The sequence below is a fragment of the Methylocystis sp. genome, from assembly GCF_050246715.1.
In the GTDB taxonomy this organism is placed as follows: domain Bacteria; phylum Pseudomonadota; class Alphaproteobacteria; order Rhizobiales; family Beijerinckiaceae; genus Methylocystis.
Map to the genome: position 1 here is coordinate 1 of NZ_JBFWVN010000103.1, position 5,241 is coordinate 5,241.

Sequence of the window (5,241 nt, forward strand, 5' to 3'; positions counted from 1 at the left end):
GCCGAAGGCTAGTAAAAGACTATGAGCGTTATGCCGAGACCTTGGCAGGATTCCACGTAGTCGCCTTCGTCTGCCTCATGCTCAAACGCGCCGCAAACATCATGCAAGGTGCATAACACCCTCTAAGCTAGACAGAGGAGCATGACGATGCTTCGAAGAATTGCTCTGATTGGCGCGCTCGCCGCCGCACTCCTCATGCCCGGAGAAGCGCTTGCTTGGGGGCATGGGGGCGGCTTCGGCGGCTTCGGCGGCGGCCACTTCGGCGGCTTTGGAGGCGGTCACTTCGGCGGCTGGGGCGGAGGCGGCTGGGGCCGCGGAGGCGGCTGGGGCGGAGGCGGCTGGGGTCGCGGATTTGGCCGGTGGGGCGGTGGCGGCTGGGGTCGCTGGGGCGGCGGGTTTGGCCGCTGGGGCGGCTACGGATGGCGACGCCCCGGTTGGGGCTACGGCGGCTGGGGGGGTTATCGTCCCTATTATTACCGCCCCTGGCGCCGTGCTTTCTATGGCGGCTATGGTTACGGATGTTACCGCCCGGTCTGGACTGGATGGGGGCGGACTTGGGTGAACGTCTGCGGCTATCCGGGATGGGGCTACGGCGGCTGGGGTTGGTAGAAGCGCCGTAAGCTGGTTTCGGAATCGAAACGCCCCGCCGTTACATCCGCTGGCGGGGCGTTTGGGGCCGTAAAAAACGGATCAGAACCGTCAAGTCGCTCGAAGCGCGATCAGGCGAGTCGGCAATCGCGAGGCGGCAAAAACGTCGTCCGATCAGTTCATGCTTTCGCAAGACGAGCGGCGGCGCCGATCGTGGCCCCGGCGAATGCTCCTACCGCAATTCCGATCACGCCGAACAATGCGCCAACCACTGCGCCCACTGTTGCGCCGATCGCGGCGCCGGAAATAGCAAGCGTTTCTCGTTCGCTCGGGGTCGTCATCGCTCGTTCTCCTTGTCGATTGGGCAATCGGGCGGGTGCGCAGCATACGCTGGCGCTGCTGGAAGGCAATGACACAGCCATTTTCTGTCGGAAGCTGATACTGGCTTTGACCTAAACAAGGCGCCGATGTCGGCGGAGTATGCGACCGATCCTGTCGCATAGGCGATCGCGCGAGCTCGACGCGCTTGGCCGATCGCCTGTTATATATCCACGCCCTCAGGCGTACCAAACACCTGGACGAGACATCTCTTCGCCACTGGATGAAACTTCAAGGGCAGGTCAGCCGATGGCGACGCGTCATCGTACGAGGGCGCCGCCCATCGCCGGAGAAGGGAGAGCCAGATATGCCTCCGCGACGCATCGCTATTTTTGGTTCGAGCACAATTTACGGAACAGCGGACAAGGAATGTGGCGGCTTTGTAAATCGACTGAGGCTTTGGCACGATTCGATTGATGCAAGGAATCGCATATACAATCTTGGGATTTGGGGAGAGCAAACGCCGAGTTTGATTCAACGGCTCCCTTTGGAGGCGGCCGCTCGAAGACCACATTTGATCATGGTGTATCCCGGTTTTAACGACAGCCGCCGTGACGGTCGGCGAGAAGCTCCGAACGCGGTTTCGATAGAGCAATTCCGGGGCATGATGAGCGAACTTATCTCTTCAGCGAAGGCTGTATCCGAGACGGTGGTGATGACGGGCATTCCCTTTGACGAGACTCGCACGACGCCTTATTCCGGAACTGACGCCTATTACTTGCTCCAAGACGCCGAAGAGTATTCAAGAGAGCTGGTTGCGGTCGCGAGCGCGCAAGGCGCCAGAATACTTGATTTCTTCTCCATTCTGCAAAATGAAGACATGGGCCCGCTGCTTGCGGAGGACGGGCTTCATGGCAACGCAAAGTGCCACGAGCGATTGTTCGAAATTACCCGCGACTTCGTGATATCCGAATTCAGCGTAAACGCATGAAAAGCTGGCGCAGCGGACGATCGGATAAAGTTCTGTCGCCTTTTTCGGAGATCGTCGCCGCCGGCGGTGGTTGAATTGCGTCGTTTAACAACGCCGAGTACTCGCCGATGAGCAACGACAATAGAGACTCGAATCCTCCTTACGTCCTCGGCCACTCCGATCACGAACTCAATCGCCTTCGCGCCCAGGCGCGTTTCCTTGAGCCAGTTACGAGGCAGTTCCTGCGCGAAGCGGGCATTGCGCAAGGCATGCGCGTACTTGACGTCGGCAGCGGCGCCGGCGACGTTGCGTTTCTCGCGGCTGAGCTCGTTGGCGAGACAGGAATGGTGATGGGCATCGACAAGGCGCCCGCTGCGGTTTCAGCAGCGACCGCGGCGGCTCAACAGCGGGGTCTTCGTAACGTTCAATTCCGGGAAGGCGACCCTGCGGAGATCAAGTTCGACCGGCGCTTTCAAGCGGTGATCGGCAGATATGTGCTCCCGTTTCAGGCTGACCCATCGGCGATGTTGCGTGGGCTCGCCCGGCATTTGGTCCAAGGAGGCCTGCTCGTCTTTCATGAACCCGATTGGACTTTCGTTCGGTCGTTCCCTCTCGCGCCGCTTTACGAGCGGGCCTGTCGTTGGATCATTGACACAACAGAGTTGAGCGGCCAGTCCTGGAACTTCTTGGACAGAGCTCGCTTTGTTTTCACTGAAGCGGACCTCCCTCCTCCCACGATGCGCCTGCACACCTTCGTCGCGGGCGATTCCAATGCCCGAGAGTGGCTGATGGGAGTGGGCGATATTGTCGAAAGCCTTCTCCCGACGATGGTGAAGATGGGCGTGGCGACGGCCGAGGAGGTCAATATCGAGAGTTTCCGCGACCGTTTGCTTCAAGAGGCGCGTTCGAACGGCAGCGTGATCGTCGGACGCTCCGAAGTCGGAATGTGGACCAACGCTTAGCGTGGCACCGATAAGTCTCTCTCGCGCTTCGATCACGCATAGTCGGGCAAGGCAAAATCGTCGCTGAGGCTCTTGCCCATCATGAGATTGGCGGCGCCGGGCAAAGCCATCAATTTGGTCGCCTGATTGCGGAGCCATATCCCAAACTCGGTCTGCGGCACGAAGGTGGAGGCAAAGTTCGCGGCGGTATGCTGCTTGTCCTCGATGAAAGGCCGCAGCCGGGCGTCATAGGCGGCGAACGCCTTTGCGTAATCGCCTGACGCGCGCGAAATCTCTCCCGCCAGCACATAGGCCTCGGTCATCGCGAGCCCGGCGCCTTCGCCAGCGAGAAAAGACACCGCCATGCCCGCATCGCCAATGAGCGCGATCCGCCCGCGACTCCACGACGGCATGCGGATCTGGCTGACGCGGTCGAAGTAAAGATCATCGGCGCTTTCCATCGCCGCCAGAATACGGCCCGACTCCCATCCCGCGTCGCCGAATATCCTTTTCAGCAGGGCGCGAGTTTCCGCCGGACCGTTCGGATCGGCGCCATTCGAGAGTTCGCTTCTGAACACGAGCAGGAAAAGCGTTCGGCCGTCGCGGAGCGCGAAGCGCGCGATCTGACGCGACGTGGCGGCATGGATGATATAGGCGTTCTCGTCGCGCGTCTCGTAGCCGGCGGTCTCGAACACCGCGAACCGATAGCCAAGGTCCGTTTCGAAGCGGTCCTCGGTCCCGAAGATCAGTTCGCGAACGCGCGAGTGCAGCCCGTCGGCGCCAATGACGATATCGGCATCGCGTTTCGCGCCGCTTTGCAGCGCGATCCGCACGCCGTCGTCATGCTCATTGATCGCCAAAATCTGGTCGTCGAAGATCGCTTCGACACGTCCGTCGATCGAGCGATAGATTTCTGCCGCGAGATCGCCGCGCGCCACGCTCGTCATTCGCCCCCCGATCAAATCGCGAAGCGCGTCGACGGCGAAGCCGCCGACCTTGCGCCCGTCGTCGGCAAGGAAACGAATCTCCCCAACCTGATAGCCGGCATGGCGAACGGCGGGGAGAACGCCCATTCGTTCGGCGACCTCGTAGCCGACCCCCCAGAAGTCCATGAGGTAACCGCCCGTCCTGAGCGCCGGGGCGCGCTCGATGATGAGCGGCTCATGCCCGGCGCGCAGCAGCCAGTAGGCCAGCGTCGCCCCGGCGATCCCCGCGCCACTGATGGCAATCTTCATCGCGGCTTCCTTTCGTTTCGGGGCGCCTGCCCGGCGCCCAGCGACGATCAACCAAGACTTTAGTATGTACCAGTGGTACACAACATGATTTGTACCGCAAGAATGGGATATGGTCAATGCGATGAGTCGCCGCCTCGACAAGCTTGATGCCGAACGCCAGAAGCGCCTGTTCGAGAGCGCCGCGGAGGAGTTTGCCGCGCATGGCTTCGACGGCGCTTCGCTCAATCGCATTCTCGAAAAATCGGGAATGAGCAAAAGCTCGCTCTATTACTATTTCGACGATAAGGCCGATCTCTTCACGACGATGATCGAGCGATCGCTGACCGTCCTCTTCAAGGAGATCGGCGGCTTTGATCCGGCGGCGCTCGACGCGGAGAATTTCTGGGACGCCTTCGAGGAGCTCTATCGACGCGCCATCGCCGTCGTCGACAGAAACGCCTGGCTCGTGCAATTCGGCGGCATGTTCTATCGCCTGCGCAGCGATCCAAGGCAGGGATCGGCGACCGGGCGGCTCTTTCGAGCGGTAAGAGAGTGGGTCACGCTGATCATCGCGCGCGGACAGGCGCTGGGCGTGGTGCGGACCGATCTGCCGCAATCATTGCTGATCGATTCGACGATGTCGCTCCTTGAATCGCTCGATCGCTGGGTCGTCGCCCATTGGAGGCAACTCGACAGCGAGGAGAAAGAAGCCATGCCGCAAAAGCACATCGCGCTGTTCCGCAGCCTCATCTCCGCGCAGTCCGAGGCGCGCTGATTTTGCCGCCAATGGACGTCGCGTCGGGCGGTGAACTCGCGCGCTTCATGCTGGCCTTAAAGGTCCAGCATCTGCGGATCAGCAAGCCCGCGCTGGCGAAGGCGGGCAAGGAGAAGCGCGTCGCGACCAGCGTCTCCGTGCTGGGTGCGGGCGAGCGGCGCGAGGAAATCGCCCGCATGCTGTCGGGCGCCGCAATCACCGAGGAGGCCCGCGCGGCGGCGGCAAGGCTACCGGAAGGGGCGGGGCAAGGAAAAAGGCCGCCCATTTGACAGCGTCCCCGTTTGAATTCCGCCTTTGGCGGGACCGCGGTATCCCTCCGTCGTGGGCCGCCTGGTGTTGATCCCGGTTTTCGAGATAGCTGCCTGACGGTGGCGCGATGATCGTGTCCATTTCAAATACAAGCGGACACTATCGATGTCGGGCGGCGATGGAGAT

The 5,241-nt window shown here is 61.4% G+C and carries 7 protein-coding genes and 2 pseudogenes; 6 read left to right on the top strand and 3 right to left on the bottom strand.

Annotated elements, in window-relative coordinates:
- A pseudogene (locus tag AB7I51_RS17570) lies at positions 1–116 on the top strand (IS5/IS1182 family transposase); the annotation flags it as partial.
- Positions 117–147: 31 nt separating this feature from the next.
- Positions 148–609 carry a hypothetical protein gene (locus AB7I51_RS17575; protein ID WP_428405572.1) on the top strand — a complete coding sequence of 154 codons (462 nt, stop codon included), beginning with the start codon at positions 148–150 and terminating at the stop codon, positions 607–609.
- Positions 610–767: 158 nt separating this feature from the next.
- On the opposite strand, the gene AB7I51_RS17580 is transcribed toward AB7I51_RS17575, so the two are convergent.
- The gene (locus AB7I51_RS17580) at positions 768–929 is read right to left on the bottom strand and encodes a hypothetical protein (protein WP_428405571.1); all 162 of its coding nucleotides are present in this window, start codon (positions 927–929) and stop codon (positions 768–770) included.
- A 185-nt stretch (positions 930–1,114) separates the two neighbouring features.
- Between AB7I51_RS17580 and AB7I51_RS17585 the strand changes: the two genes are divergently transcribed.
- On the top strand, positions 1,115–1,897 hold the full coding sequence (locus AB7I51_RS17585; RefSeq protein WP_428405570.1) for an SGNH/GDSL hydrolase family protein: 783 nt from the start codon (positions 1,115–1,117) through the stop codon (positions 1,895–1,897).
- Here AB7I51_RS17585 and AB7I51_RS17590 read toward each other — a convergent pair.
- Positions 1,881–2,018 carry a hypothetical protein gene (locus tag AB7I51_RS17590; RefSeq protein ID WP_428406379.1) on the bottom strand — a complete coding sequence of 46 codons (138 nt, stop codon included), beginning with the start codon at positions 2,016–2,018 and terminating at the stop codon, positions 1,881–1,883. The two genes, AB7I51_RS17585 and AB7I51_RS17590, sit on opposite strands and share 17 nt — an antisense overlap.
- Between AB7I51_RS17590 and AB7I51_RS17595 the strand changes: the two genes are divergently transcribed.
- Positions 2,005–2,838 carry a class I SAM-dependent methyltransferase gene (locus AB7I51_RS17595; RefSeq protein WP_428405569.1) on the top strand — a complete coding sequence of 278 codons (834 nt, stop codon included), beginning with the start codon at positions 2,005–2,007 and terminating at the stop codon, positions 2,836–2,838. The genes AB7I51_RS17590 and AB7I51_RS17595 overlap by 14 nt on opposite strands.
- A 32-nt stretch (positions 2,839–2,870) precedes the next feature.
- Here the strand turns inward: AB7I51_RS17595 and AB7I51_RS17600 are convergent, their stop codons facing one another.
- Positions 2,871–4,052, bottom strand: coding sequence for an FAD-binding domain (locus AB7I51_RS17600; RefSeq protein WP_428405568.1), 1,182 nt, complete (start codon positions 4,050–4,052; stop codon positions 2,871–2,873).
- A 121-nt stretch (positions 4,053–4,173) separates the two neighbouring features.
- Here AB7I51_RS17600 and AB7I51_RS17605 point away from each other — a divergent pair, with 121 nt between their 5' ends.
- Together AB7I51_RS17605 and AB7I51_RS17610 are read left to right on the top strand one after the other, a co-directional pair.
- Positions 4,174–4,806: a TetR/AcrR family transcriptional regulator gene (locus AB7I51_RS17605; protein WP_428405567.1), complete on the top strand. Its 633-nt coding sequence runs from the start codon at positions 4,174–4,176 to the stop codon at positions 4,804–4,806.
- 5 nt (positions 4,807–4,811) lie between these two features.
- A pseudogene (locus tag AB7I51_RS17610) lies at positions 4,812–5,075 on the top strand (hypothetical protein); the annotation flags it as partial.
- Positions 5,076–5,241: the final 166 nt, after the last annotated feature.

Excerpts from the sequence above, each read along its gene's own strand:
- AB7I51_RS17600 (WP_428405568.1), bottom strand. The coding sequence starts at position 4,052 with ATGAAGATTGCCATCAGTGGCGCGGGGATCGCCGGGGCGACGCTGGCC.
- AB7I51_RS17605 (WP_428405567.1), top strand. The coding sequence starts at position 4,174 with ATGAGTCGCCGCCTCGACAAGCTTGATGCCGAACGCCAGAAGCGCCTG.
- AB7I51_RS17595 (WP_428405569.1), top strand. The coding sequence starts at position 2,005 with ATGAGCAACGACAATAGAGACTCGAATCCTCCTTACGTCCTCGGCCAC.
- AB7I51_RS17580 (WP_428405571.1), bottom strand. The coding sequence starts at position 929 with ATGACGACCCCGAGCGAACGAGAAACGCTTGCTATTTCCGGCGCCGCG.
- AB7I51_RS17575 (WP_428405572.1), top strand. The coding sequence starts at position 148 with ATGCTTCGAAGAATTGCTCTGATTGGCGCGCTCGCCGCCGCACTCCTC.